At 62.8% G+C, this 1,896-nt stretch carries 2 protein-coding genes and 1 pseudogene; 2 read left to right on the top strand and 1 reads right to left on the bottom strand.

What is annotated here, in order from left to right:
- On the top strand, positions 1 to 615 hold a 615-nt coding region (locus AC1DY5_RS53700; protein ID WP_478122366.1), incomplete at its 5' end, for an alpha/beta hydrolase family protein.
- A 36-nt stretch (positions 616 to 651) separates the two neighbouring features.
- Positions 652 to 1,467 carry a 2-oxo-tetronate isomerase gene (gene otnI, locus AC1DY5_RS53695; RefSeq protein WP_478122365.1) on the top strand — a complete coding sequence of 272 codons (816 nt, stop codon included), beginning with the start codon at positions 652 to 654 and terminating at the stop codon, positions 1,465 to 1,467.
- A 163-nt stretch (positions 1,468 to 1,630) separates the two neighbouring features.
- On the opposite strand, the pseudogene AC1DY5_RS53690 reads toward otnI, so the two are convergent.
- A pseudogene (locus AC1DY5_RS53690) lies at positions 1,631 to 1,857 on the bottom strand (2Fe-2S iron-sulfur cluster-binding protein); the annotation flags it as partial.
- Positions 1,858 to 1,896 lie beyond the last annotated feature (39 nt).

Raw genomic sequence — 1,896 nt, 5'->3', positions numbered from 1 at the left:
GTACTGGGCAACTCCATGGGCGGCATGCAGACCTGGATCTGGGCCCAAAAGTACCCTGGCTTCATGGATGCGGCCGTACCGATGGCGTCATTGCCCACCGAGATGTCCGGTCGAAACTGGATGATGCGGCGCTTGATCATCGACGCTATCCGCAAAGATCCGGATTGGAAAAATGGCCAGTACACCGAGCAGCCCCCCAGTCTGCGGTTTGCCTCCGTCTTCTTCGCTATCGGCACCAACGGGGGCGATCAGGGCTTGTACAAGGTGGCACCCACCCGCGAGAAGGCTGATGCGGTGCTCGACCAGCGGCTGAAGGAGCCGTTCCACGGCGACGCCAACGACCACCTTTATCAGTGGKAAGCGTCGCGCCACTACAACCCGTCAGGCGGGCTGGAACACATCGAGGCCGCGCTGCTGGTGATTAACTCGGACGACGACGAACGGAATCCGCCGGCGCTTGGCCTTCTGGAGCGCGAAATCCGACGCGTCAAGAAGGGCCGTGTGCTGTTGATCCCTGGCAGCCCTGACACCTTCGGCCACGGTACGCCGGCGCGGGCCAAGTTCTGGAAGCAGGATCTCGAGGCGTGGCGTACTGTGCCCCGCGCTCCGCGCTGAAGAGCGATTCACCCCCTTTTATTCAGGAGTGCACCCATGCCACGTTTTGCCGCCAATCTCAGTATGCTCTATCCCGAGGTGGATTTTCTCGACCGTTTCCAGGCGGCCGCACAGGACGGCTTCACAGCGGTCGAATACCTGTTTCCCTACGCATTTCCGGCTGAAACGCTGGCGCGGCAACTGGTTGCCCACGGATTGCAGCAGGTCTTGTTCAATGCCCCGCCAGGTGACTGGGACGCCGGCGAGCGCGGCACCGCCTGCCTGCCCGGACGCGAGGCGGAATTCCGCGGAGGATTTACCAAGGCGCTCGAGTATGCGCAGGTGCTGGCGTGCCCTCGCGTACATGTGATGGCAGGGCTTGCGCCTGAAGGCCTGGAGCGTGCGCGGCTCCAGGCGACCTACGAGGCCAATTTGGCCTGGGCCGCCGAGCTGGCCGCGAGCGCCGGCCGCGACGTGTTGATCGAGCCGATCAACCGGCGCGACATTCCCGGCTTCTTCTTGAACCGGCAGGACGAAGCTCACCGCGTCGTGCAAGCGGTAGGTGCGCGCAACCTCAAGGTGCAGATGGATTTGTACCACTGCCAGATCGTCGAAGGTGACGTCGCGATGAAGCTGCGCCAGTACCTGCCGACCGGCCGGGTCGGCCACCTGCAGATCGCCGGCGTGCCCGAACGCCACGAGCCTGACCTCGGCGAACTGAACTACGACTACCTGTTCGATGTGATCGATGCGCTCGGGTTCGACGGATGGGTCGGGTGTGAGTACAGACCCAAGGAAAACACGTTGGCCGGCTTGCGGTGGCGCACCCATCAGCTTGAAATCGATCCAGTGCGCGTCCCCGCCCGCAAATAGTCGGGAAGGACCATCAGCCTGAGCAGAGCGTCGAGCGACTCACGCGGGGGTGACAAACCATGATCGTCCAGGTACCGCACGAGTCGCCTTTCGCGCTCGGATCCGGAGTGCGCCGCCGCGCGAGAGGCGTGCGGCATGGCACGCTGAGGGAACAACGTCAGCGCATGTTGGTCAGACATGCGAGTCCGTTTTTGCCGTTGATGTTCATGGCATCCGAGCCACAGATGCCTTCGCGACATGAGCGCCGGAAGCTCAGACTCGGGTCGATGGCTTTCAGCTTTCGAGCAACATCCGCTCCTCATCCCCGACCTCGGTTTCGAAGACCTGCAATCTCGGCCTGACATCAACGTCCGGGTCGTAGCGGAAGATGCGGAAGGTGTGCATGGCGATGCTATGCGCATCGTAGCCCCGAAGCGGACATTGCGAGAG

The sequence above is a fragment of the Variovorax sp. P4_D9 genome (assembly GCF_056401695.1).
The sequence above is the reverse complement of the archived record's forward strand: the minus strand, read 5'-3'. Positions and strand labels throughout refer to the sequence as shown.

Excerpts from the sequence above, each read along its gene's own strand:
- otnI (WP_478122365.1), top strand. The coding sequence starts at position 652 with ATGCCACGTTTTGCCGCCAATCTCAGTATGCTCTATCCCGAGGTGGAT.